Origin of the sequence: Marinomonas sp. TW1 (assembly GCF_001625355.1) — a bacterium.
GTDB lineage: Bacteria > Pseudomonadota > Gammaproteobacteria > Pseudomonadales > Marinomonadaceae > Marinomonas.
In genome coordinates this window covers 131188-155878 of record NZ_JSEE01000008.1, presented here as the reverse complement: position 1 = coordinate 155878, position 24691 = coordinate 131188, and the positions used below count along the sequence as shown (strand labels likewise).

At 44.8% G+C, this 24691-nt stretch carries 21 protein-coding genes; 16 read left to right on the top strand and 5 right to left on the bottom strand.

Annotated features, from left to right (window positions below; translation table 11 throughout):
- Positions 1-280 precede the first annotated feature (280 nt).
- The 5 genes from OA79_RS09135 (at position 281) to rlmF (ending at position 6201) form a co-directional block, all read left to right on the top strand.
- Entirely contained in the window at positions 281-2275 is a 1995-nt protein-coding gene (locus OA79_RS09135; protein WP_063332923.1) for a sigma-54-dependent Fis family transcriptional regulator, read from the top strand.
- A 101-nt stretch (positions 2276-2376) separates the two neighbouring features.
- Positions 2377-2877, top strand: a complete 501-nt coding sequence (locus tag OA79_RS09130; RefSeq protein ID WP_063332922.1) for a DUF7482 domain-containing protein — start codon at positions 2377-2379, stop codon at positions 2875-2877.
- A 204-nt stretch (positions 2878-3081) separates the two neighbouring features.
- Entirely contained in the window at positions 3082-4647 is a 1566-nt protein-coding gene (locus tag OA79_RS09125) for an EAL domain-containing protein (RefSeq protein ID WP_063332921.1), read from the top strand.
- 75 nt (positions 4648-4722) lie between these two features.
- Positions 4723-5061: a DUF6164 family protein gene (locus OA79_RS09120; protein ID WP_231908840.1), complete on the top strand. Its 339-nt coding sequence runs from the start codon at positions 4723-4725 to the stop codon at positions 5059-5061.
- Positions 5062-5202: 141 nt separating this feature from the next.
- Positions 5203-6201 carry a 23S rRNA (adenine(1618)-N(6))-methyltransferase RlmF gene (gene rlmF, locus OA79_RS09115; RefSeq protein ID WP_063332919.1) on the top strand — a complete coding sequence of 333 codons (999 nt, stop codon included), beginning with the start codon at positions 5203-5205 and terminating at the stop codon, positions 6199-6201.
- Positions 6202-6240: 39 nt separating this feature from the next.
- Here the strand turns inward: rlmF and OA79_RS09110 are convergent, their stop codons facing one another.
- Positions 6241-7146, bottom strand: coding sequence for a pseudouridine-5'-phosphate glycosidase (locus OA79_RS09110; protein ID WP_063332918.1), 906 nt, complete (start codon positions 7144-7146; stop codon positions 6241-6243).
- Positions 7143-8219 carry a carbohydrate kinase gene (locus OA79_RS09105; RefSeq protein WP_063332917.1) on the bottom strand — a complete coding sequence of 359 codons (1077 nt, stop codon included), beginning with the start codon at positions 8217-8219 and terminating at the stop codon, positions 7143-7145. Before OA79_RS09105 ends, OA79_RS09110 begins: the two co-directional genes overlap by 4 nt.
- 180 nt (positions 8220-8399) lie before the next feature.
- Here OA79_RS09105 and OA79_RS09100 point away from each other — a divergent pair, with 180 nt between their 5' ends.
- Together OA79_RS09100 and OA79_RS09095 are read left to right on the top strand one after the other, a co-directional pair.
- A complete protein-coding gene (locus OA79_RS09100; RefSeq protein WP_063332916.1) occupies positions 8400-10721 on the top strand; it encodes a putative bifunctional diguanylate cyclase/phosphodiesterase in 2322 nt (773 codons plus the stop codon).
- A gap of 20 nt (positions 10722-10741) precedes the next feature.
- Entirely contained in the window at positions 10742-11464 is a 723-nt protein-coding gene (locus OA79_RS09095) for a 1-acylglycerol-3-phosphate O-acyltransferase (protein WP_063332915.1), read from the top strand.
- On the opposite strand, the gene OA79_RS09090 is transcribed toward OA79_RS09095, so the two are convergent.
- Together OA79_RS09090 and OA79_RS09085 are read right to left on the bottom strand one after the other, a co-directional pair.
- Complete coding sequence (locus tag OA79_RS09090; RefSeq protein ID WP_063332914.1) at positions 11447-12817, bottom strand: GTPase/DUF3482 domain-containing protein; 1371 nt, start codon at positions 12815-12817, stop codon at positions 11447-11449. The genes OA79_RS09095 and OA79_RS09090 overlap by 18 nt on opposite strands.
- Positions 12818-12820: 3 nt before the next feature.
- Positions 12821-14146 carry a DUF2868 domain-containing protein gene (locus OA79_RS09085; protein WP_063332913.1) on the bottom strand — a complete coding sequence of 442 codons (1326 nt, stop codon included), beginning with the start codon at positions 14144-14146 and terminating at the stop codon, positions 12821-12823.
- Between the two features lie 349 nt (positions 14147-14495).
- Between OA79_RS09085 and OA79_RS09080 the strand changes: the two genes are divergently transcribed.
- Entirely contained in the window at positions 14496-16109 is a 1614-nt protein-coding gene (locus OA79_RS09080) for a methyl-accepting chemotaxis protein (protein WP_063332912.1), read from the top strand.
- Between the two features lie 61 nt (positions 16110-16170).
- Here the strand turns inward: OA79_RS09080 and OA79_RS09075 are convergent, their stop codons facing one another.
- Complete coding sequence (locus OA79_RS09075; RefSeq protein WP_063332911.1) at positions 16171-16653, bottom strand: Lrp/AsnC family transcriptional regulator; 483 nt, start codon at positions 16651-16653, stop codon at positions 16171-16173.
- A 122-nt stretch (positions 16654-16775) separates the two neighbouring features.
- On the opposite strand from OA79_RS09075, the gene OA79_RS09070 reads away from it, so the two are divergent.
- The 8 genes from OA79_RS09070 (at position 16776) to OA79_RS09035 (ending at position 24691) form a co-directional block, all read left to right on the top strand.
- A complete protein-coding gene (locus OA79_RS09070; protein WP_082825430.1) occupies positions 16776-17732 on the top strand; it encodes a DMT family transporter in 957 nt (318 codons plus the stop codon).
- A gap of 416 nt (positions 17733-18148) precedes the next feature.
- Entirely contained in the window at positions 18149-18631 is a 483-nt protein-coding gene (locus OA79_RS09065; RefSeq protein WP_063332910.1) for a TRAP transporter small permease, read from the top strand.
- The gene (locus tag OA79_RS09060) at positions 18628-19908 is read left to right on the top strand and encodes a TRAP transporter large permease subunit (protein WP_063332909.1); all 1281 of its coding nucleotides are present in this window, start codon (positions 18628-18630) and stop codon (positions 19906-19908) included. Before OA79_RS09065 ends, OA79_RS09060 begins: the two co-directional genes overlap by 4 nt.
- Positions 19909-19924: 16 nt before the next feature.
- Complete coding sequence (locus OA79_RS09055) at positions 19925-20917, top strand: TRAP transporter substrate-binding protein (RefSeq protein WP_197465379.1); 993 nt, start codon at positions 19925-19927, stop codon at positions 20915-20917.
- A gap of 90 nt (positions 20918-21007) precedes the next feature.
- Positions 21008-21703: an L-ribulose-5-phosphate 4-epimerase gene (locus OA79_RS09050; RefSeq protein WP_063332908.1), complete on the top strand. Its 696-nt coding sequence runs from the start codon at positions 21008-21010 to the stop codon at positions 21701-21703.
- An 11-nt stretch (positions 21704-21714) separates the two neighbouring features.
- The gene (locus OA79_RS09045) at positions 21715-22548 is read left to right on the top strand and encodes a Cof-type HAD-IIB family hydrolase (RefSeq protein ID WP_063332907.1); all 834 of its coding nucleotides are present in this window, start codon (positions 21715-21717) and stop codon (positions 22546-22548) included.
- Positions 22545-24050 carry an FGGY-family carbohydrate kinase gene (locus OA79_RS09040; protein WP_063332906.1) on the top strand — a complete coding sequence of 502 codons (1506 nt, stop codon included), beginning with the start codon at positions 22545-22547 and terminating at the stop codon, positions 24048-24050. Before OA79_RS09045 ends, OA79_RS09040 begins: the two co-directional genes overlap by 4 nt.
- Positions 24047-24691, top strand: coding sequence for a 3-keto-L-gulonate-6-phosphate decarboxylase UlaD (locus OA79_RS09035; protein ID WP_063332905.1), 645 nt, complete (start codon positions 24047-24049; stop codon positions 24689-24691). The genes OA79_RS09040 and OA79_RS09035 overlap by 4 nt, the downstream gene beginning before the upstream one ends.

The window sequence follows — 24691 nt, the reverse complement described above, 5'->3', positions numbered from 1 at the left end:
GTGAACATGCAAGCTTTGTAAGGACTAATACAAAGCTTGTGCCAAAATACTAAAATTTCTCTTAATGTTTTTAACTTTATGAAATATAAGGAAAAATAATCTGACCTTTAAATCAAGATAACATGTTCATATGTGAAAAAGACTGTTCAGAGGTGTTCAAAGTGTTTAGAGTGGGGAAGAATTGTGAACACCAGATGAACACATTAGCGTCATCTGAGTAAGCTCTAAATAACAATACGGAATGAACTTGGCGAATGCCCCTGACACGTCGGAGCTGGAAATGCCTGAGCAAGAACAACAACAAAAGATGTCATCCAATGCCCTAGCTGAAGGGGCTCAAGTCACTGAAAAAACTCATAAAGAGCAAATTCAAGCCTCTTGGTATCGGTGTGAGCAGTTTGGTTTGGAGCATGGTAGTCGACCGGACTTTGCGAGTTTACCAAGGGGGGAACTGCACGACCTAATGGACCAGCATCGCAGTCTATTAGAGACCACTGAAAACGAAGTATTGCCTTATTACGAGAATATCTTAAGCAATTCGGCCTGTATGATCGTGCTAGCCGATCGCCAAGGCCATGTTTTGAATACCTGGGGGCAACCGCGTTTTGGAACGGCTTCAGAACACGGTCTTGTTGGTGGTAATCAGTGGAGTGAAATTGGTGTGGGCACAAACGCCATCGGCACGGCCTTGATTACTGGCCAAGCCATTCAGGTTGGTCGTGATGAACACTACCTAAGAGCGAATCGCTTCATGGTGGGCTCGGCCTCCCCTATTTATAATACTCAAAACGACTTAGTTGGTGTGTTGGACATCTCATCGGACGCTTATCTGCCTCAGGATCATACCTTTGGTATGGTGAAACTGATGTCTTTGAGTGTGGAAAATCGGCTTATTTTTTCGGCTTTTCAACAAGAACATTTTATCCTCAGTTTCAATACCAATGTGACCAGTTTGGACAGTCATTGGTCAGGTATTCTGGTGCTGGATGAAAATGGCACCATTGTGTCGGCCAATCGGCGTGCCGAAGTGGTGTTGGCGAGGGATTTGGCGCTTCTGAATATTCGTCAGATTTTTGATATTGAAATGCGAGAAATTAAGCATCACCCGGCCAGTTTGCCATTAAAACTGGTGGCGCTGGGGCGTTATCAGTTTTATGTCAAAGTCATACCGCCAGTGCAACAAATTATGCGTGTACCAGATTTTCGTCAAGGCTCTGGGTATGTTCCTCCCACCCCTAAAGATAATAAAAATACTATGCAAAACAAGGGAAAAGATTTGTCTTTTATGGACTTGGAAAGTGCCGATTACGCTCGTCATGATGTGCCGCCTAATGTCATTCCATTAGCCGAATTACAACATGGAGATGCCCATGTCGAGCGTTTAGTGAAACAAGCGCATAAGATCATGGAAAAGGACATTCCGATTTTGATTCATGGTGAAACGGGAGCGGGCAAAGAGATCTTCGTACGCAGCTTGCATTATCACAGCTCTCGTCGTGAAGAGATGCTGGTGGCGGTGAATTGCGCGGCTATCCCGGCTGAATTGGTTGAATCTGAACTTTTTGGTTATGAAAAAGGGGCTTTTACAGGGGCGCAAAATAAAGGCTCAATTGGCCTGATTCGACGAGCCCACAGAGGTACGTTATTTTTGGATGAAATTGGTGAAATGCCAATGGCGGTGCAATCGAGATTATTACGAGTGCTACAAGAAAGGGTGGTGACACCGCTAGGCTCAACCGAGGTGTATCCTGTGGATATTAAATTGATCTCAGCCACGAACCGAGCCTTAAAGGCAGAAGTGAAAGATGGTCGCTTTCGACAGGATTTATATTATCGTATTTCGGGTTTAAACATAGAGTTGCCCCCGTTACGTGAACGACAAGATAAGGTGAAATTGATCGCCTATTTGCATGCAAGGTTAAGTCAAGAAGAACCGAGTCCTCCTTTATCAGATGACATGTTGGCTTTGCTTGAGAAGCACCCTTGGCCTGGAAACATGCGCCAATTAGCGCATACGTTAAAGGTTGGGATGGCCATGGCTGACGGCGACGAGTTGGAAGAGTGGCATTTACCCGATGATTTTTTTGACGATCTGATGATTACGTCTGCAGAAGAGACTGAGAAGAGTGACGCAAGTGCTGTAGCAGAACCGCTTGAGCAGCTGATCCCACGCTTATTGGATGAGCACAAGGGCAATGTGTCACAAACCGCGAAAGCCGCGGGCGTGAGTCGAAATACTGTGTACAAATACACTAAGCTCAAGGCACCAAACTAATGAGGCACCAGTAAGGAGATCGACTTGCCTTTCCAAAAAGGATGAGTCTTGATACCTTGTGAGAGTCAAAAAGATGATTTTGTTTCAAGTGGAGGCTAAGTTTGCTGAGTCGTTCTGTGTTGTTGATTTTATTCACCCTGTGGTTAGCCGGTTGCGCTTCGACGCAGGATAACATGGCACGTTTGCCGATATTTCAGGCTTGGCATGATGGTGAACAAGTGGCTTACATCACCACAGATGTTTCTGATCGTAAGTTAGCAAAGGAAATGCAGGCGAATTATGCGCCGCGTTTACGGGATGCGATTCCTCGTTACCCGAAACCACCTCAAGTTAAAACGGTACTGGAACGGGTATATGGCTTTCCAAATAAAGAGCAACAAAATGTCTTTGCGTCGGCGCCTGTCCCATTAGGTTATTTAAGCCGAGATCGCCATTATTCACCACTTTGGCTCATGTACTGGGTGGTATGGAATAACCCAAAAGAAGCTTATGAATTGACCTCGGAAGAAGCGGTTTTGGCGGCTGAAGAGGCTGGATTCATTCGTATTGAGCGTAGCGATATTGTGGTTAATTGCCCTGTGCTGCCATTTTTGCCGGAATAATTCGTCGCTAACCTGTATATTCTTAATATGAGCTGAAGATCTCTATAAGGTATGTGTATATCTGACTTGTTCGCTTTATATTTATAAACTTTTTGTACAGTCTTTTGTTGGTAGTTTGTTACTTATATGGCATTATTTGTGCCGTTACACTTTATTACAAAAGGTTGAGATACACGATGGATGGTACATATAAAAGAGGGATTTATGCTTCGTAAGTTGAGTGTGCTATTTCCCTCTAGTAAACAAGTCCTATTTTCCTACGCCTTTATATCCGTTGTTTGCTCAATATTGCTTTTCTCCTTGGGTTTGTATTTTTACCTCTTGAAAGACATCTATACTCGAACGGACCTCGCTAAAGCGGCATTAGATTCGCACATGGAGGCGATTTTTGTTGAGCTTAAAAGCATCACAAATGACGCGGATCTTTCATGTAATGCAGAAAGTATTAAGCAGTTGCGCAAAGCAACATTTTATTCCCCTACTTTTAAAGAATTTGGTCTGTTCAATTCGGATTACCAAGTATTTTGTACCAATCTAGGGCCAAGAAAATTCAAGATTTTTAACAGCATTGCTCAGCGCATTGAAGCCAGCCCAGCCCACAGAACTGTGTCACTCGTTAAGTCACATACATTAGGAGACAATGCATTTCTTGTGTTCTATAAAGGCGAGAAAGGCATAGGGGTAAATGGCTTAGCGCCACCGCAGCGTTTAGGAAGCTATGTTGATCGTTGGCTGACATCAGGTTATGCCTATCAATTAACGTTGGGCAAACAAATGGTCGTATCCAATAGTGCGGATATTGAAGGCTCGATATTGGATAAACAGGTTCGTACACTGGATGATTGGGCGATGAGTTTGGCGGTGTACTTGCCAGAGCGTTATTACTGGCAAATATATCAGTCAATGTGGCCCTTTATTTTCCTTTTTAGCGTCTTCTTATTTGTTTTACTCAGCATTTTGCATTGGAGCTTTTTGTATTATCGGCGCTCGTTACCACAATGTATCAAAAGAGCCATTCAAAACAATGCCATGGAAGTGTATTTCCAGCCGATTGTGTCTTTAGATGAAAACAGAACCTATGAACTGGAGGCGTTAATTCGTTGGCATTCTCCCTATCATGGTCAGGTCTCTCCATTATCCATTGTTGAGGTGTCTGAGCGGTTAGGATTAATTGATGAACTCACTTGGATGGTGATTCGAAAAGTGGGGGTGTTCTTTCGTGAAAATGCGGATTTACTCAAAGACATTCGTATCTCAGTGAACGTTGATCGGCACAGTTTAATTCATGAAGACTTTGCTCCAACGTTGGCTAAAGTGATGGACGAATGGCCTGAATTAAAGGGACGGCTAGGGTTAGAGGTGACGGAAACAACGGCGCTAAACTCCATTGAGCTGCCTTTAATGGTGAGTCGTTTCGAGCACATAAAAGCCTTAGACATTCGTTTGTCAGTGGACGATTTCGGTACGGGTTATGCGGGGTTAGATTTTTTACGACGTTTCCCATATGACACACTAAAATTAGATCAAATTTTTATCGCGAGTTTAAAAGAAGATCAATTTACCCGACAGGTCTTAACCTCCGTCACCAAGTTAGCGAAAGAGCTGAATATGGAAGTGGTTGCGGAAGGCGTGGAAAGAGAAGATCAGTTGGAGGCGGTAAGAGAGTTAGGGGTTGAAAGAGTGCAGGGGTATTATTTCTGTCGACCTTTGCCGATTGATCAAGTCATAGAGTGGTTGATGGACGATCAAGCGAGAAAAAGCCATTTGTAGCATTGTATTCCGCTTTGCCTTCTCTTACTCTTTGCTACCTTTTATTTTCAGAGAGCGATTCGCATGGCGACCTTGGTGTTTCGATTAAAATATGTTCCTGAAGAAGAAGCCGACGATATCCGTCAACTTCTCGCGGAGCATGATATTGAGTTTTATGAAACCAGTGCGGGTCGTTGGCAAATATCCATGGCGGGGATTTGGGTTAGAGATAAACAGCAGGCCGAACAAGCACGCGTTCTCATTCGTGAAGATCAGCTTGAACGCAGTCGCGATATGAAAACCCCAAATATCGGTGAATATCTATTGGGCTATTTTCAACATGCTCGTCAAAACCCAGCAGAAGCCTTGTTCACTCTTCTAGCCATAGGTTTGATTTTGAGTGTCTCAATCCTACCTTTCCTATTGTCGTCATGATTTTAACGCTTTTTTAAATGTGCTTTTAGTTGCATTGGCGCGCTGCGAACGAGCGCTCATTTTGAGCGTGTTATAAGGTGCTTCTTGCCAACTGAGGAATTCGGTTATACTTAGCGTTTAGCAATCAACAACGGCGATTCTGTGGCTCATAAAAGCAAGCATACAAAGGGTAAACGTAGTAACAAATTAGAGTTGCATCCTCGCAATCCTCACCGTGCGCGTTATGATTTTGCCTTGCTGGCGGACTCTTGCCCCGAATTATCCCATTACATTCAGCTTAATAAATATGGCAATGAATCGATTGATTTCGCGGACCCAAATGCGGTGAAAACGCTTAATCGTGCTTTGTTGAATCATTTTTATGGGGTGGCGTTTTGGGATATTCCAATGGGCTTTTTATGCCCTCCAATCCCGGGTCGTGCCGATTACATCCATTATTTGGCTGACCTTTTGGCGTCCAGTCACGAGGGTGTTATTCCACGTGGTAAAAATATTAAAGTGTTGGATGTCGGTGTTGGTGCAAATTGTGTGTATCCGATCGTTGGACATCAAGAATATGGCTGGCAATTTGTGGGTTCTGATGTGAATCCCATTGCGGTGGCCACTTGCTCAACCATTATCAAGTCCAATGCTTGTTTGAAAAATGCAGTGAGTGTTCGACAACAGGCGTCGGAGAAAGCAATCTTCGATGGCGTTTGGCAGACCGATGAGCGTTTTGATCTAACCTTGTGTAATCCCCCGTTTCATACCAGTGAATCGGCCATGCTTGAAGAGTCTCAGCGTAAGTGGCGTGGTGTCAAAGGGGCGTCAAATACAGCTCGCACAACCCCCCCTCAAAAAACCACGCTGAATTTTGGCGGAACGGCACCGGAACTCTGGTGTGACGGTGGCGAAGCGGGTTTTATCGTGCGTATGGTTAAGGAAAGCACTCGCTATCGTGATCAATGTTTTTGGTTCACCTCGTTAGTGGCTCGACAGAGCAATTTGGACACCATCCAAAAAGCCCTCAAAAACGTTGGAGCAAGACAAGTTAAGGTGATTGAGATGGCTCAAGGTCAAAAAATCAGTCGATTTGTCGCCTGGAGTTTCCTCGCAGACGACCAAATCGACTATTGGCGAGATCAGTATTGGCAGTCGTAGTGGCCAAGTATGATCTCCACGTCATTTTTCTGAGTCTGGTTACAGAGCCGTGGCGATTTCAGCGGCGAGACGAGCGTTGTTAAACACGAGCTGGATGTTGCTGGCGAGACTGTTGCCACCAGTCAATTCAGCAACACGTGCTAATAAGAAAGGTGTCGACTCTTTACCACCGACACCTTGCTCTTCCATTTCCGCTAAGGCTTGATTGATGGCCGAATCAATGGCCTCTTTGTCCATCGCAAATTCTTCTGGGATCGGATTGGCAATCACGGTACCGCCGTGTAATTGCATGTCCCATTTCGCACTGATGAATTGTGCAATGTCTTTGGCACTTGCCATGTTGTAATCCACCGTATGATCACTTTCACGAGTATAGAACGCAGGCAAGACATCCGTTTTATAGCCTAGCACTGGTACCCCTTGAGTCTCTAAGTATTCGCGAGTTAAGGCCAAATCCAAAATCGACTTTGCGCCAGCACAAACGACCGCCACATTGGTCTTAGCCAGTTCTTGTAAGTCGGCTGAGATATCGAAAGTCTGTTGCGCGCCACGGTGAACGCCGCCAATGCCGCCTGTAGCGAAGACTCGTATGCCCGCCATGGCGGCAATAATCATCGTTGCCGCAACGGTAGTGGCACCGTGTTGCTGCTGAGCAACCACAAAGGGTAAATCACGACGAGAGCATTTGGTGACGGATAAACCGGCTTTCGCCAAAGTGTCGATTTCATCGCTGCTGAGTCCGGCTTTAAGGCGGCCATCGATGATCGCGATGGTCGCCGGAATAGCGCCATTGTCACGAATGACTTGCTCCACTTTTTTGGCGGTTTCTGCGTTCTGTGGCCAAGGCATACCGTGAGAAATAATGGTACTTTCTAAAGCGACAACGGGTTTGCCGGAAGCAATGGCTTCAGCGACTTCTGGGTGAATATCAAGAAATTGATTCATAGTGTTTGCATCCATTGTGTGACAGTTTGAATACTGAGTTCAGGGTGATTGGCGTGAGGACTTTCTAGGGTGATGGCGGCACAAGCCAAGGCAAAAGAAAGTCGTTGTTCTGTTTGTTCGAATTGTTCGCAAGCGGTTAAATAGCCAGCAAGCAGGGCATCGCCTGCACCTGTATCGCTGATTGGTGTCGTTGGGTAGCAGTTTTGCTGATGATGTCCTGATGCATCACAGAGCAGTAAGCCTTGGCTTCCAAGGCTCAGCAGAACGGTTTGGACGCCCTGTTGTCGTAATGCCAGTGCGAGTTGTTTAGGGTCTTCTTCTTGGCTGCTGAGAATGGCTCTGGCTTCGTCCTGATTGACCTTGAGGACATCCAGATGTGCGAGAATAGGCAACAGCTTTGGTGCTTTCGTTGCAGAGACCGCATCGGCAATGAGACTGGCGTTAGTGGTGTGTTGGGCTAGCCAAGTGATGCATTCTTGCGATAGATTGGCGTCTACGATAATGCGTCTCGCACCTTGTAGTAAAGCCGTTTTAGCCGCGAGTCGACTGGTTTCTAATGTGTCGATGATACGCATATCGGCAATCGCTGCTTGCAACTGACCAAGTTCGTTACTGATGGCTAAATACGTACCGGTTGGTAAGGTGTCATGGCGAATCACGTGGTGAGTATCCACCCCGCTGGTGCGAGTCTGCTCGATTAACCAGTCGCCGCGTTGGTCTAAACCAATAGGGGCAATCAGATGGACTTTTTCACCTAGGCGAGCTAGGTTTTCCGCTATGTTGCGGCCAACTCCGCCGGGACTTTGGTTGATTCGACCAGGGTTAGAGTCTTGCGGTAACCATTGAGAAAGACTGTTGCCGTTGATGTCGACGTTGGCGCCACCAATGACCACATAGGCATTTTGTTCAGCTAAAAGGTAGCCTTTACCTAAAATATGGCCTTGTCTTGTCAGCTGCATAATATGACTGGCGACTGACTCACGCGTCATATCGAGTCGATCAGCAAGCGCTTTTTGTGAGGCCAACGGATCTTGTTTAATCGCTTCATAAACGCGCAGGGTTTGTTCTTTCATAATTCATCTTTAACAAAAGTTGAAAATAATAACTTATGTTAAAGCATTGCCAATGACAAGTCTTTTTGTCCGCAGTGGCATAAATATATGATAAGCCCTATTATTCAGACTCGTTAAATGTGGCGAGCTATTTGCTTTGATATTCAAAGGTATCACGCTAGATCAACATGAGGATGTAAGGTGTTCAGCAGCTTTCAGGCGCGATTGATTTTATTTGTTTTGGCTTTATTGGCTCTTGCTCAGTTGGGAACCGCGCTGGCTGTTTTGTCGTCTCTAAAAGAGGATAACTATCGACAGGGTGTGCAATCGATTGATGTGTCTCGAAATGTCTTCGATTTGTTATTAGAAGCGAGGGCAGAGCAGCTTACCAAAGGGGTTGAAATTTTAACCTCAGATTTTGGTTTTAAGCAGGCGGTTGCCACTAAAGAAACGGGCACCATCCGTTCTGTCTTACAAAATCACGGTGCACGCATCAATGCAGATGTGTCTCTTTTGGTCTCTCCGGCGGGTGAAGTCATTACGATGACACAAGAGTTAAATGCCAGTGAGGTGGTCGCGGACCTGGTCTTTGCGGCAAGACGTTCTGGTGGCTCGTCGATCAGTACCATGATTGCGTTTGGCGATCTGGCTTATCAATTGGTGCTAGTGCCAGTGAGATCGCCCAACATTGTGGCTTGGATCGGCATGGCGTTTCTACTTGATCAGTCCTTGGCAGAAGAGATTAAAGGTGTTACTGGGCTTGATATCAGCTTTGTTTATAAAACCCAAGATGAACAAATTCTTTTTGGTGGTACGACCTTACCATCCGCCGAAGGACGGCGTTTGTTGAGCGAAATAGAAACCATCGAAGAGGCATTACAAGACCCGACGTTCTCTAACGATGAGAAGTACTTGTCACTGGCGGTCGATCTGGGCGTGAAAAACCAGTGGGGCATGATTCATTTACCTTATGGCCCTTGGAAAGAAAGTTATAACTCCACCCGCAACCAATTGCTGGGTATTTTTGCTGGTGCGTTAGCCTTAGCGTTGCTGATGGGGCTGGCGTTGGCGCGTAATATGACGCGCCCTATTGGTCACTTGGTTGAATTTGCAACCAGTATAGGGAAAAGCGTACAACAAGCTGAGTTGACCTTGCCAAACATGACGGGTGAGTTTGGTGTTTTGTCCAACACCATGAAAACCATGCAGCATTCCATTTTAATGCGTGAAGAGGAGCTGACCTATCGAGCTTCCCATGACATGTTAACTGGGTTGAATAATCAAAGTGCTGTTGAGCTGTACCTGCAAGAGACCTTACCAGCAAAGGAAGGAGGCCTATTATTATTGAACATTCGTCGTTTTCGCGACATTAATAATATGCTGGGTTTTGATCTGGGAAATATTTTGCTCGGTAAAGTGGCGAATCGACTGCAAGACTGGGCGCATCAGGCTGATATGATTGCGCGTTTAGGCGACGATAAATTTTTATTAATTTTTCAGCGTAACATTACCGCTCAAGATTGCTCTGATCTGAAAGAGGTGATGAATGATGAACTTGAAATCGAGTCAGGTTCAGAACTTCGTATTGACGTGAGTATTGGTGTTTTACCACTAGAGCAAGCAACAGAGAGTGTGAACGCGGCGTTAAGACGACTGGATATCGTCGCTGAAAAGGCGAAGGAAGAAAGTGATGGCTGTGCTTTCTACCAAGTGGGTGAAGATGAAAACCACCGTCGTCAGTTAACCATTATTCGTGATCTCCCTGCGGCGTTAGAGGCAAATCAATTGTTTGTGGTATATCAGCCTAAAGTTGGTTTAGCACAAGATGATTGTCACGAAGCTGAAGCCTTGATTCGATGGATTCATCCTGAATTAGGTTTTATTCCTCCTGATGAATTTATTGCCTTGTTAGAGCATGCCGGCAGCATTCAACTGTTGACGAAATGGGTACTTAATACGGTATTGATGCAGTTGAATGACTGGTGGCAACAAGGTCATACAATTCGTGTCGCCATCAATTTATCAGCACACGATTTGGTGGATGAAGAGTTACCCTTAATTGTCTCGCTTGCATTGGAGGCCAATCAGTTACCAGTGAATGCATTAGCATTAGAAATTACTGAAAGTGCTGTTATGACGGACAGAAACAAGGTCATTAGTATCTTGCAGGCACTACAAAATATGGGCGTTCATTTGGCTATTGATGATTTTGGTACCGGCCAGTCTTCGTTAGCCTATCTACGAGATTTGCCTGTCAATGAAGTGAAGATAGACCGCGCCTTTGTGCAGCACATTGATACCAACAAAGGGGATGCTTCCATTGCCCAAGCCAGTATCAATTTGTCGCACAGTTTGGGATTTCAGGTGACGGCTGAAGGCGCTGAAAACCAAGCTGGGGTGGCACTTTTAAGAGAGCTTCACTGTGATAAAATACAAGGATATTTTTATTCTAAACCATTAAAAGCCGCCGACTTTTTTGCTTGGCGTGCAGAATTTAATGATAAATCGAATGGATCAGTTTAACTGCTAAGGTGGAATCCGCTATGTTGCTTTTGATACGGATGGCATTGCTATTGGTGTTGGTTATATTGGTAACTTTGTTGGGCATTGTTTTTTGTTTATTGACCTTAAAATCCAAAAATCGTGTGTATCACCTTAGTCGAGTCTTTGCGTCGGTTGGGCCTCTATTTGGCCTGACGGTAGAAGGTCGTGTGTCTGAGGCGGCTAAAAAAGTGCCTCAAGCTGTGTATGTCGCTAATCATCAAAACAACTTCGATTTGTTTACGTTAGCGAAGGTGGTGCCAAAAGGCATTGTGACGGTCGGTAAAACCAGTTTACTCTGGATTCCTTTTTTTGGTTTGTTGTATTGGGCCAGTGGTAATATTTTAATCAATCGTAATGATCGCAAAAAAGCCATTGCCACCATAGATCAGGTGGTGAGTGGTATGAAGCGGACTGGCTTTTCCATTTGGATGTTCCCCGAAGGCACGCGCAGTCGAGGACGGGGTTGGTTACCTTTTAAACGTGGGGCATTTCATGCGGCAGTACAGGCTGGTGTGCCTATCATTCCTGTTGTGTGCAGTAGTACACATCGCCAAGTAACGTTAAATCGACTGAATAATGGCAAGGTCATTGTGGAAATGCTGGACCCAATCGATACCACTGGCTTGCATGAAACGGATGTCATCAACATCATGACGGATTGCGAGCAAATAATGCAGGCGACTCAACGACGCCTCGATGATGAGTTAGCTAAAGCGGATTGAGTCATCGCTGAGTTTTGATTGCAGAGCGTGCGTTAAAGTGTCCTCCATTTCGTTTTTAAGGGGATGGGAGGCTTGATACCAATCAGGGTGTTGTCTGGCTTGTCGCCAGAAGTATTGCAGCTTTTGTAAAAAGTCGTTGTCCTGAGAATGATCTTTGCTGAGTTGAAAGAGCTGCTGTGATGCATGTCCTCTCTGGTGCAAATGGCGAATGGCGTCCAATCCGCGTAAACTCAATAGTGTTAAGGTGCTGTTTTCTAAACACAAAAAATGCTTTTTGGTTAATTTGCTTTTAATGGTGTCTTGGTAATGTTTGGCGGTTTTCCAGCCTGCTCCTAAAAGAGCGCCTACACTGGTGGCGGTACCGAGGGTCAGTCCTGCAGACATCATATCAATGCCAGCACCAATGGCTGCGCCAGTCAGTGCGCTGGTGCCGGATTCAATCCCCCATTCTTTCAGTACTTCTTTATCAAACATATCTTGTTGCCAGCGATCTGGTTGGATATGAAATTGACTCTGCACTAAATCGTCGCTTTGAAAATCATAAAGTTTTAATAGGCCTTGAATGTATTGGCCTTCGAGGCTCTTAATGTGCTGCTGAAAATGTTCAGTCTGTGCATTAGATGCTGGGTATTGATCACACAGAAAGCGGAAGCTGGCGGCATTGATTAGCCAGTCAGCCAGTAAACTGATGGCGGCATTGAGCCTCAGTCGAGCGGCTTCTTGTCGGTTGTTTATAAAGTGTTGCAAGGTGTCGTAGTCATCAGGCATGAGACTTTGGATGCTTTGGTATAAGCGTTTTTCGTCTTCGAAGTAAAAAGCAACAGAGTCGTATTTCACCACGGTATGCAGATGGCGTTCTGCTAAAATTTGTCGCCACTTGGTGGTGTGAGGCGTTGGGGTGGCGCTGAAATTTAGAATGGGCACAATGGGTTTGTTAGCACTGGCCAAAATATCTAACTCATTCAAGTACTTGCCAAGTGGAGCCTGACGTACATCGATCACATATAAGATGATGTCAGCGCGTGTTAGTTGAGAGAGGATCTTGGCTTCTTGTTCGAACTCGTTATGAGCATGGTCGCTTTGGCAAAAGATTGTGAGCCAGTCGCTTCCTGTATGGGAACGAAAGGGAGGTTGTTGTCTGAGTTGCCACAACCCGATCGAATCTTCGAAGCCAGGTGTGTCGATTACTTGCATGATGTGCTGATTGTCTAAGGTAATGGCAACACTTTCGACATGACGTGTTGTGCCTGCTTGGTCGGCTACTTCACCAAAATCATGACGACGCAGTAAGGTGCGAATCAAAGAGGTTTTGCCAGTGTTCGCGTGCCCAACCACTAACAGTTTAATAGGCATGGTTTATTCCTCCGGCAAACACTTAAGTGCTGGTAATTTTAATTGTTCTGACAAGGCGATCCAAGCATCATCAAACTGCCCTGACTTAGTTTGCCATAACACCATTTGGACGCGCGGTTGTTGCGTCGCTAAACTGGTTAGAAAGCGAGTTGTACCACGGTCTGGGCTGTGAGCATTACTGACTAATAGATACGTCATTTGCTCTGGAGCCAGCGCTAAAAAGGCGTGTTGTTGTGCTTGGTCATTTAGTAGCTGTGTATTGGTTTTCATGAGCCGTGTGGGGATGTCATCACTCCATTCATAAAGTCCCCATAAGCTATTTGTTTCTACTTGGCAAATTGACAAGATTTTGTTGTGTTCTGAGCCATGATTATGTCGTTGTAGATGATCCGGATCGATAATACGCTTTTGCTGCGTCTCTTGGTGTGCGTATCGATTCAGAATAATGTCTTCTTGTGGCGAGCGTTTACGGGTTATGCGCTTGATGCGATACAGAGCCAAACACATGAGTAACAATAATAACCTAGGTAGAAGGCCATACATGATTAAACTAGCGAGTAAGAAGTTTGCCCAGTGTTGTCGCGTGGCTTGGCTTTGTAGTGTTTGATCAATACGGCTTGAAAGTATGTCAGCTTGAGTCGGTAAGTCCAATCCCAACCAGGTTAAGGGCGTGCTTAACCATTGAGTTAACGCCAAAAATCGGCTGTCACTCAGCAGAGTGGTTTCCCAGATAAAACTCACTTGATTGGTCAACAAAAGTAGTAATGTCATGAATAAGCCAGCACTCAGATAACTTAACCAAGCGCCATGAGAAAGGCTACTGGCAAGCCAAGTTTGGCTTTGTTTTGAACTCTGCCATTGCCAGAATGCCTTACTAACGTTCACATTAATGGCTAACCACTGACTGACTTTATGGTGTAAAAAAGATAATACGCTTAACAGCAAGGGGTTGTTGTTCTGATTGGGTTTAAGGTGTAACCAGATGAGGCTACCCAACCATAAAAGCAGGTTGATTAGGTGAAACCCTAACAAGGTTAACAATAACCAATAAATATTAATGTGTTTGCTTTCGTTGAGTAAAAAGCTACTAGGCGTGACCATGAGTCCAATAACAAAACTCATCAACATTAAGACCAAAATACCGCTAGTAAAATAGCGTTTAAGACGAGCGTATTGATCCGTGTAGCAATGTGCGTTGACGGAGGTTGGTTGGTCGAGCACTTGCAAAGCTTGATCTAAATTGTCGGCCTGTGCGGGCAGTTTTAAATCTGAGTGATGCTCTAAATAAGCGGCGAACGCCAGTTTTTCATTCCTTGATGGAAACGTCATACCTAATACAGTCTCATTGTGCAGTCATAAAAAGAACAGGCTTCTTTTGTACGCGAACTCAAGGGCAAAGGCAAAATTAGGCGGCGAAGGTCTGTGTTAAAAAGGGTGTTCCCATTATTACGTAGAAAAAAGCTATGAATTTTGATGTTGATAAGCCAATTTGCATCCCATTGTTTTCGCTTAAAATTACCTTAATATCAAGATTTATTGATCTAACGCAAGGTCTTATATTTTGTAGGTAAAGTCCTACAGTATTAATGTGTGTATTTGTTAATCCTCATTGAATTGCACAACACCGAAAGCCTACTATTGCCGTAATTGTGGGACGCTTGAATCTAGGAGGTGGGGTATGCGTTTTAATTCAGTCAGGGTGAAGAGTTCTTTACCTGTTGTTGTGATGGCGTTGACATTCGTCGTAGCGCTACTTGCTTTGGGTTTTATTATCAATCAGTTAAAAGCATCGCTAAATGAGCACACTAATCATTACGAAAAGGCGATTTCAGTGATTCTGAATGCCGACCGTGATGCTTACCAAGCCAAACTAGCTGAACAACGTGTTTCGGCTGGCCTTGGTGATGTAAAAAGCGAAGAAGGTGATCGTACAGACAACATTCAACAAGTGAAAGATCGCTTCAACTTATATAAAGAACACATGTCAGTTGCCCCTCAAGTGGTAAACAGTTTGGGTGACTTTGATAACGCCTTTGATGCTTGGGTAAAAGCTTCGGATGCAATGGTACAAACGGATATGAACGCCGCAAATTATTCGGCGGTTGAGAAACAGGCTAACGATACCTTTGGTACCATGCGTGACATTCTTGATGCTGCGGGTGTGGCGGTTTATGAGCATGCTATTGAAAGTAAGAAAGTGCTGGAAGCGCAACTGGCTTCTTCAATACGAGTGGCGATCATTGTGGTGATTATTGGCGTACTGATCGCAGTATGGTTCAGTTATAAAACGCCTAAAACCCTAACGGATCAAGTACGTTACCTTGGTCAACGTATTCGTGAAATTTCCGAGGGTGATGGCGATTTAACGCAGCGTATTGAATTTTCAACGAAAGATGAGCTCGGTGATCTAGCAAATGAGTTCAATAATTTTGTCGAAAACTTACGAGGCATTATTTCCAGTATTCATCAGCAAGCGAATGCCCTGGGCAAGGTGACAGGTCAGTTAAATAATGCCGCATCGCAAACAACGGATATTACTGGCTCTTTGGCAAATGCATCGGCTTCGATTGTCAGTGCGGGCCATCAGATGGACATGTCAAACCAACAAATGGCAGAAGTGGCTCGTGAAGCCGCGAATGAAGCCAATAATTCAAGCAGTTTAACTGAAAGTGGTATTACTGCGGTGAACAAGTCTCACTCTGCGGTAACGGAACTGGTGTCTGACATTGAGTTGGCTCTAGGGCGCTCCGATGAGCTGCAGAAGAGTTCTGAGAGTATTGCATCGGTACTGGAAGTGATTCGTAACATTGCAGAGCAAACCAATTTGTTGGCTTTGAACGCCGCGATTGAGGCTGCTCGTGCCGGTGAACAAGGTCGTGGTTTTGCTGTTGTTGCCGATGAAGTGCGAACGCTTGCGACTCGTACGCAAGACAGCACCAATGAAATTGAAGCCATGATTGAACAGCTGAAAGTGAATGTGGCGGAATCGTCTAAAGCCATTCAAAACAGCCGTAACAATGCTGACTTTACGGTGAACAATTTTGGTGATGTCACTAAGGCTTTCCAAGACCTACAAGAGTCTTTCTCGAAAGTTCAAGAAATGGCCGCGCAGACCGCGCAAGCAACGCAAGAGCAGTCTACGGTGGCTAATGACATTAATCAAAATATGTTGTCGCTAAAAGAGCAAACTGATTCAGTGCAAGTTGTCTCAGACACCATTAAGAAGCAGTCGAGTGATATTTCTGACTTATATAAAGCGCTTGATAAGCAAGTCGGTAGCTTTAAAGTTTAGTCATTAATCGACCCCTTTCCTAAAAAAAACCGCCAAGTGAGTGCTTGGCGGTTTTTTTATATTAATCTGGCATGGGTTTATTCAAAGGTAGCGGTGCTGAGGTTTTCACTGAGCGAATCGCAAAATAGCTTTGAATGTCTTTTACATGTGGCAAAGATTGAATCTGCTTTAGAATGTTTTCGTAATCTGGTAAATCTCTTGCGACGACTTCCAGTTTGTAATCCGCCAAGCCTGATACTAAATGCGCGCTGATGATGTCTTCCATTGCTAAAATCGCTTGCTCAAACTCTAAATGGTAGTCGTCAGCGTGATTTCTGAGCTTTACTTCGACAAATACGGTCATAGAGAAACCGGCTTTTAAACGGTCAATTCTGGCGTGATAACCCTGAATAACACCCTGTCCTTCCAGTTGTTTTACGCGCCTTAGGCAAGGTGACGGTGATAAGTGGATTTCGTCGGCTAACGCCACGTTCGTCAAACGTCCGTCCTCTTGAAGGTGAGCCAGTATTTGCAGATCGGTTTTGTCTATGTTGGCATCTTTCATAACTTTGTGGTCTTGTGGTTGGTATATATGCTAAAAAATAGAGGATAAATAGGTGAAATAGCAAGGACATGCTTGCATATTTGCAGAGATAATATAATTTAATATTCTCTGGCGAGGTGCGTATGGCTCATTCTGCAACACAAGACTACTCTGAACCTACTTCCAATCCTCAACCTGACTACAAAGTGTACGCAACGGGTTGGGGTTTTAAATTGGGATTATTGGCAGCGTTTGTCAGTATTTTGATTTGGTCATCTTGGTTGGTTAGTATGCGCGCGGGTGTGACGAATACGCTAACGCCTTTTGACCTTGGTCTGTTACGTTTTACACCGCCAGCACTTTTGTTGTTGCCTATTTTGTGGCGTGGTCGAGCAAAGATCAAAGCCGTGTCGCCTATTTTGCTATTAGGCATTGTCTGTGGCGCTGGTGTTCCTTTCTTCTTTTTGAGTGCTACTGGTTTGAAGTATGCACCAGCATCCCATGCTGGCTTGCTGATTCTCGGTGCGTACCCTTTTTTCGTTACCTTACTCGCTGTGTTGTTTTATCAGGAAAAAGTGACGCGAGCGCGAAAAATGGGTTTGGGGCTTGTGTGTACCGGAGTGGTGGTGTTGCTGAGCTTGTCCATGTTGACGGCCGCTGAAGGGACTTGGAAAGGCGACTTGTTGCTTCTAGCGGCCAGTATGTTTTGGGCGATTTATACCGTGAGTTTACGCATTGCAGGCTTACCGCCTTTGTTGTCTACCTCATTGATGGGCTTTGTGTCTTTCGTTGTTTTACTGGTGCTATGGTCAACTGGCTTAGTATCAAGTGGGCTTGCGCAAACGTCTTGGGACATGATTGCAGTGCAGCTGGTGGTACAAAGCTTGTTAGTGGGCTTAATGACCGGTTTTACTTATGGTTATGCAGTGCAACAACTGGGTGCTGAAAATATGGCCGCGATTGGTGCTTTTACCCCAGTGTTAGCCTCTATTATTGCCATTCCTATCTTGGGTGAAACCTTGGAAGCATATTCTATCGTGGGATTAGGTTTGGTGGCCACGGGTGTATTACTGGCCAGTGGTATTCTGAAAAAGCGTTAGCCCCACGGTATTGACCGTACGACTCCTTCTGTTTTGATAGGATACTGAAAAGTGTCCTATCCGCTCCTTTTCTTTTACTCATTGTTTTTGCAATTGACGTTCGTCAAATCGCTTATTCTATCTTTACGTGTTCGTTCAGTGACTCAAATCTTCCCTACTTGAACTCAGCTCAAGGTGATCGAATAGCGTCCATTGTTTTCTATTCTGAAAACGAAAAAATTACAAAAAGCCGTACAAAAAAGCTTCATTTTATTTTTTTATATGTCATTATACGGAAATAGAGTTGATATTTATTTCGCAATGCGGAATTTAAGGTTTAGGCTCTCTAACGAAATAAGCTAAATAATGACCAATATAAATATAAAAAAATGAAACCATTGGAGATACCGCCAATGAGTTCATAGAGGTTTTATGGCATGAAAAAAATACTTAATTGGATGTGGCAGAGTATTGATATTCTGATTACAACGATTTTGGCTGTGATGGTGGTGTTGGTTTTCACCAATGTCGTCTTAAGATATGGCTTTTCTTCCGGTATTCGAGCTTCAGTTGAGCTATCTCGTCTTGGACTAGTTTGGATCGTTCTATTAGGTGCGGCGGTGGTGCTACGTCGTGGTGAGCATCTCGCTGTAACAGAGTTCTCTGAGCGTTTCTTCCCTTCCGCTGTGCCCATTTTAAACCGCCTTATCTGGCTGGTTATTTTGATTTCCTCCAGCATGCTGTTCATTGGTGCCATCAATCAAACCGTTGCTAACTGGAACAATATATCCCCACTAACTGGATTGCCTACGGCATTGTTTGCTCTCGCTGGCGTCGTATCAGGGTTACTCATCATATTGATTTCTTTAGTCCGAATTTTTAACCCTAACTGGCTTGCTGACCAGGAGAATGACGAATGACATTGATTATTTTTCTGGGGGTATTGATCGCCTCTATTTTGTTGGGCTTGCCTGTTTCTTTTGCGCTGTTACTTTCTTCCATGGCGCTCATGCTGCACATGGATTTATTTAGTGCCGATATATTGTCTCAGGCATTAATCGGTGGGGTAGACAGTTTTACCTTGTTGGCGATTCCTTTTTTCCTGATCGCAGGAGAAGTCATGGCAACCGGTGGCTTGTCTGAGCGTATTGTGCGTCTCGCCAATACCTTCGTTGGTCATCGAAAAGGTGGCTTGGGTTATGTTGCGATTTTCACTTCTATTTTGTTAGCTGGTTTATCAGGCTCTGCTGTAGCAGATGCGGCGGCGCTGGTTAGTATTTTGTATCCGATGATGAAAAAAGCCAATTACCCTGAAGGCTCATCCATTGGTTTGTTGGCTTCCGGCGGCATTATCGCGCCAGTGATTCCGCCTTCCATTCCACTGATTTTGATTGGTGTCGCAGGTGGAATATCCATTAAAAATCTCTTTATCGGCGGTATTGTCCCTGGTTTGTTGATGGGGATGACGTTGATGTTCTTATGGGGATTCATTGTCCGCAAAGAAAACTTGGAGCTAGAAAAGAAAGCGACGTTTGCAGAGAAAATGGCTGCTCTTAAAGACGGCATCTGGGCACTGTTCTTACCTATCATCATTTTGGGCGGCATTCGTTTCGGTATTTTTACGCCCACGGAAGCCGCCGTTGTGGCCGCGGTGTACGCGATCCTTGTGTCGTCGTTTATCTATAAAGAATTGAGCTTTAAGCGTTTGTATTATGTGCTCGGACGAGCAGGCCGTTCTACGGCTATGGTGATGTTCCTGGTGGGTTGTGCCATGGTCGCGGCATGGTTGATTACCATTGCGCAATTGCCTCAACAATTAGCTGAAATGCTTGCTCCCTTAGTCGACAGCCCGCGCCTATTGATGGCGGTTATTATGCTGTTGGTCTTCATGGTCGGCATGGTGATGGATTTAAGTCCGACGATTCTGATTCTTGTTCCTTTACTGATGCCTATTGTCAAAATGGCTGGCATTGATCCTGTCTATTTCGGGTTGATGTTTGTCATTAATACCTCGATTGGTCTGATTACACCGCCTGTCGGCACTGTTTTAAACGTGGTGTGTGGTGTTTCACGAGTCTCTATTTCTACTTCTGTGAAGGGTGTATTGCCCTTTATAGGTGCCTATGTCGTTCTGTTAATACTCTTCATAGTATTTCCCGACATCATTACTGTCCCGATGAAATTTATTATTGGATAACCCAAGGAGAAAAATAATGAAAAAAATGACACGGTTATTTAAAAGTGTGGGCCTTGTGTCTGTTGTTTCTTGTGCTGTTTTGTCAAATTCAGCCCTAGCCGCGACGACACTGAAGTTGGCTCATGCCGCACCAGAATCTGATTTACAGCAGGATATGTCTCTCTTCTTTAAGAAAGAAGTAGAAGCACGTACCAATGGGGATGTGAAGATCAATATCTTCCCTCAAGGGCAGCTCGGAAATGATCAGCAGATGATCCAAAGTACGCGTTTTGGCTTAGTGGATTTTTCCATTGTTGGTTTGAATAACTACTCTGGATTATTACCAGAATCCGCTGCTTTTACTTTGCCTTTTATGTTTCCTAACCGTGATGCAGCCTACAAGGTGCTAGACGGTGAAGTGGGGCAGTCAGTCTCTAAGCAGATGGAGCAATTCGACCTTAAAGGATTAGGCTATCCAGAAAACGGCTATCGTAATATGACCAATAGTCGCGGGCCAATCCGTACGCCAAGCGATGTTGATGGTTTGCGTATGCGCGTTAATGGTTCAAAAGCATTGAATGACATGTTTAACCTATTGGGTGCGAACCCAGCTCAAATCCCAGTAGCTGAGCTGTATACCGCATTGGAAACCGGTGTGGTAGATGCCCAAGATCACCCAATTGGTGTCACCTTATCGTTTAAATTCTATGAAGTGCAAAAGTACTTGAGCCTAACGCAACATGCTTACTCTCCTCTTGCCTTTACTATGAACCTAAAAACGTTCAATAAGCTAAGTCCTGCCAATCAGACGATCATTACTCAGGTGGCCAAAGAGTCTGTCGAAATGCAGCGTAAGCTGAGCATAGAGAAAGAAGACTCTATGATTGCGGCGCTAGAAAAAGACGGCATGAAGGTCAATCGTGATGTGGACGGTGCAGCCTTCCAAGAAGCGGTTAAACCTGTTTGGGAAGCCTTTATTAAAGAGCATGGCGACAAAATGGTGAATGACATTCTAGCGGCATCTAAGTAGCAGAATGATTCGATGCACTTTGCTGGTCAAAGTGCATCGGATGTTTCATTTTACCGTGTTTTTATTGCAGACTGACTGTCGAGAAACATCATGTATCAGACATTAAAAGAAAGAGTGTTGAAGGCCAATTTGCAGTTGCCTGAATATGGTCTGGTGACCTTTACATGGGGTAATGTGTCAGAAATTGACCGTGAAAAAAAAGTGATCGCCATTAAGCCTTCTGGCGTGAAATATACAGATATGACAGTGGATGACATTGTCGTTATCGACTTAGATGGTAATACGGTCGAAGGTCGTTTGAACCCCTCCAGTGATACCGCAACTCACATAGAATTGTATAAGGCGTTCCCTGCGATAGGGGGGATTGTTCATACTCATTCTCGTCACGCCACGATCTGGGCGCAAGCTGGCTTGGATATTCCGGCATTAGGTACCACGCACGCAGATTATTTCTATGGTGATATTCCCTGTACTCGAATGCTGACCGCAGACGAGATTGCCACCGAGTATGAGAAAAATACCGGTACGGTCATTATTGAAGAATTCCGTAAACGCGGATTAAGTGAAACCGCAGTGCCTGGGGCGATCATCTCTGGTCACGCGCCTTTTGCTTGGGGGAAAGATGGGTTTGATGCAGTTCATAACGCGGTTGTTTTAGAAGAAATATCGGCGATGGCAATCGGAACTCGAAGCTTGAATCAGCAAATTAAGGTGCAAGACGAATTACTGGATAAGCATTATTTGCGTAAGCATGGTGAGAATGCTTATTACGGGCAAAAGAAGTAAGGCGCACGATTATGTACGAACTGTTAGCCCTTGACTTAGATGGTACGGTACTTAAATCGGATCGAAGCATCAGTCCTTTTCTGATTGAACAAATTCGCCAGCTTTCTGAGACGACACCAGTGATGATTGTGACCGGACGTCATCATACGGCGGCACGACCTTACTATCAGCAATTGGGATTGAAGACCCCCATTATTTGTTGCAACGGTGCTTACCTTTACGATTATCAAACTGAGCAGGTCTTGCAGCATAACGCCTTATCAACAGACGTTGCTAAGCAATTCATTACTCTGGCAGAGCAACATGATGTGACGGCCGTGATGTATGTGACTCAAGCCATGTTGCATTCAAAACATCGACCATTGCCCTATGTTGAAGCCTTATCAGATTGGGCCAATTCCTTGCCTGAGCTCAATCGCCCTCAGATTTATAAGGTAGACAGTCTGTTCGACGAAGTTGAGCAACATCCGCATGTTTGGAAGTTTGTATTAGAAGGTCAAGAGGTTGAGCATTTCGCGCAATTGCCTTTCGTTAAACAGTATTTTAACGGGGAATACTCTTGGGCGAATCGAATGGATTTTGCGGGCATCGGGAACACTAAGGGCGCAGCACTCACTGAGTATCTTAAAACACAAGGTATTGAGGCTGACCGTGTCGTGGCAGTGGGAGATCATCATAATGACATTTCTATGCTCACGTTGGCAGGCATGGGTGTGGCCATGCTGAATGCAGATGATGCCATTCAACACATAGCAGACAGAGTAACCAGCGGCACGAATGATGATGATATGGCGCTGGCCAGTTTAATTGGCGAATTATTTTTCGTTCAGGGGGAGGGCCGATGAATTACTTTATAGGCTTAGACTCAGGTGGCACTTTTATGAAAGCCGCTTTGCTCGACAGTTATGGCCAGCAGATAGCGATAGCCAAAGTGTCGGCACAAGTGCTCAATGAGCAGCAAGGCTGGGTTGAACGAGAACTGGATGATTTATGGGGAGACGCCAAATCCGCCATTTCTAAATTACTGGCTTCAGTTGATGTTGATGCCAGCGACATTAAAGGCTTGAGTATTTCAGCTCAGGGCAAAGGCGCGTATCTATTAGACAAAAACGGCAACAATCTTCGTAATGGGATTATGTCATCGGATTCTCGTTCTTTGGATATTGTAAAGCAATGGCAGCAGCAAGGTACGCCGAGCGCCATTTATCCAATTACCCGTCAAACCTTATGGACTGGGCATCCTGTGTCTATCATTCGCTGGCTAAAGGACAATGAGCCACATCATTATCAAAATATTGGTGCGGTCTTAATGGCGCATGACTATTTACGATATCGATTGACTGGCAACATTGCCGCTGAGTTAACGAACATATCCGAAAGCAACTTTTATAATATGGTCACAGGTCAATATGACCCAGAGCTACTGAACGTCTTTGATATTGCTGAAGTATGGTCTGCTTTACCACCCATAATCAAACCGGATGAATTGGCCGGTCATGTTACTGACGCCGTGGCTCAGGAAACGGGTTTAAAAGCTGGTACACCGGTGTTCGGTGGCTTGTTTGATGTGGTTTCTACTGCCGTTTGCTCTGGTATTAATGCGACGGAAAACACCCTGAATTATGTCACAGGTACTTGGTCTGTGACGTCTGGGATCGCCACCGATATCCCGACGGAATCTAGTGATACGTCAAATCAATATAATTATGTCTATGGACATTATGTACTGGATAAACAATACATCATTCATGATGCCAGCCCCACTTCTGCCAGCAATTACGAATGGTTTCAGGACTATCTCAGTCAAAATGGCGAATTTGATCACTTGGAAAATCAAGCCTTAGTCTCCGCTTTACCTGTGGCTGAAAGTTCACTGTTTTTTGTGCCCTTTCTGTATGGCTCAAATATGGGGTTAGGGATTAAATCGGGGTTTTATGGGCTGCAATCACATCATACTAAAGGCCATTTAATACAAGCGATTTGGGAAGGTATTTTGTTTTGTCACAATGTGCACTTGGATCGCATGCGTGCGCGATTCCCTCAAGCCAGTGTACTGAGGGTGACAGGTGGCACGACCTCTTCTGATGTGTGGATGCAAATGTTAGCCGACTTAACGGGGATGTCGGTGGATATCCCTAGTATTGATGAAACGGGTTCACTTGGTGCGGCCTTAGTGGCGATGGTCGGCGTGGGACAATATGACAGCATTGAGTCTGGCTTAGCGGCCATGGCGATTAGCAGCAAACGGGTTGAACCCAATCCTGAGCATTTCCAAGCTTATCAGCGTAAATATCAGCGTTATTTGAAGCTAGTGAGCCTATTCAAAGAATTTGAGGAGTCCATATGACTAAACCGTTATTACAAATCGCCTTAGACGCTACGGATATTGATACCGCATTAGCATCCGTAGAAAACATTGCTGAACATGTTGATGTTATTGAAGTTGGTACCATTTTAGCGTTTGCCAACGGAGTAAAAAGTGTGAGCTTGTTGCGCGAAAAGTACCCGCAACATGTTATTGTTTGTGATATGAAAATTACCGACGCCAGTAGCATTTTGACTAAAATGGCGCTATCAGCTGGTGCAAACTGGGTCACAGTCAGTGCCGCGGCACACATTGAAACAATTCGTGCGGCACAAACTGTTGCAAAGGAATTTTCGGGCGAAATTCAAATTGAGCTATACGGCCACTGGACATTAGAGGATGCCAAAGCCTGGGTAGCCATGGGAATTACTCAAGCCATTTATCACCGCTCACGTGACGCCGAGTTAGCGGGGGTAACATGGACCGACGAAGACTTATTGAAAATGAAGGCGTTATCAGATTTGGGAATCGAATTATCCATAACGGGTGGAATAGTACCCGAAGATCTGCCTCTCTTTAAAGATCTTAAAGTGAAGTCCTTTATTGCTGGTCGTGCCTTGGCCAGTGACAAAGGTCGATCGATTGCTGAATCATTCCATAATGAAATAGCAAAATACTGGTAG